This window comes from Chryseobacterium artocarpi (assembly GCF_001684975.1).
GTDB lineage: Bacteria > Bacteroidota > Bacteroidia > Flavobacteriales > Weeksellaceae > Chryseobacterium > Chryseobacterium artocarpi.
In genome coordinates, this window is the sequence record NZ_MAYH01000009.1 from 1 (window position 1) to 1330 (window position 1330).

The 1330-nt window shown below is 36.5% G+C and carries 1 protein-coding gene; it reads right to left on the reverse strand.

The genetic code is table 11. From position 1 onward, the window contains the following. The coding region (locus BBI01_RS04465; protein WP_131799322.1) for a hypothetical protein at positions 1-1264 on the reverse strand (1264 nt) is incomplete at its 3' end. Between the last annotated feature and the right edge of the window lie 66 nt (positions 1265-1330).

The window sequence follows — 1330 nt, forward strand, 5'->3', positions numbered from 1 at the left end:
CTTTATATTTGATGGTGAAGTTTGTACCTTTTACCGCGCAGGTAGGATTTGTGTTGTCTGCTGTTATTTGAACGTCAGAAGAACACGATGTTCCTGTAACGGTAATAGTGGTTAAAGGTGACATACAGTCATTCGCTGCATCATAATATGCCGCATAATATGTGCCCGTAGCTCCAACATTAAGAGGTGCATGAGGTTTACCCGTTCTTTCTCCGATCATGTTATAATTAAGATCGAAATAACGTACAACATAATTAGAATTTGTGGTTCCGGTAAAGCCACTGGCGATATCGGCACCTCCATTATTACAATTTATTGTTTTGCTTGTACTTGAATAAGTGGGTGCAACACGCGGAGTAACACACTTAAACAATACTGCAGAACTACCTGTATATGTACCTGCAGTAGAACCAAAATCATAAGAAATACCCATTCCTGAATCTTGAGAACTAGGATCAACAAAACCATTAGCAGGAAATGTCATTGAACTATTAAAAGTAGTATCATTAAGCATATTATATTGACCTCCTGCATAACTTCCCGACCACGGTTGTCCAGATCTGTACTCGAACATTTGGAAACCTGGGTTAGATGTACTATAAGTACCAATTCTTATATATGGTGGTACACCAATTTTCATAGAAGGTCCAATATCACCCAAACCTGTTCCAAACATGGTATCCCAAGCTATAGCAAACTTCACAATTTCTGGATTTTCCGGAAGTGTAGCCTGCACATCTAGAAAAATTCTACTATTGTATGTGGGGTCATATTTATACGTTAAATTAAATAAATAGTCCTTGCTATTTTGTGTAATTTTATAAGCAATGGTAACACTTTGTACCCCTCCAATAGTATTGGTGGTATGGGATTGGATTTCGCTTGCTGTTAATATTCTAGTGGTATTATAAGGAGTAGTAGCTTTCGGATATGTATTTCCTGAACGATAAGTTATATTACCAATACTTATAATAAAGCCATTCGCTGTAGCACCAGGTTTAGCAAATGGGTTGCTAGGGTTGGGTGGTAAAGTAGCATTAAAAATCTGGGCTGTATTGTTATTTACAATTTGTATATTTCCCCCTCCGGTTACCTGTAATCTAGCTCCATCAGTGCTTGTATTTCCCCCACTAGAGTTTAAAACCGTTAATCCCGAATAATTAGGTGCAGTAACATTAGATGTTAACTGTCCATAACTCCATGTATATCCTAATAAAGATAGCAATATAACCCCTAAAGCTTTTATAAACTTAAATTGTTTCATTATGATAAATGTGTTTAAAGGGTTTATTTAGTGACATGCTGCTCTAGTTTCAATAAACGCTTTTCT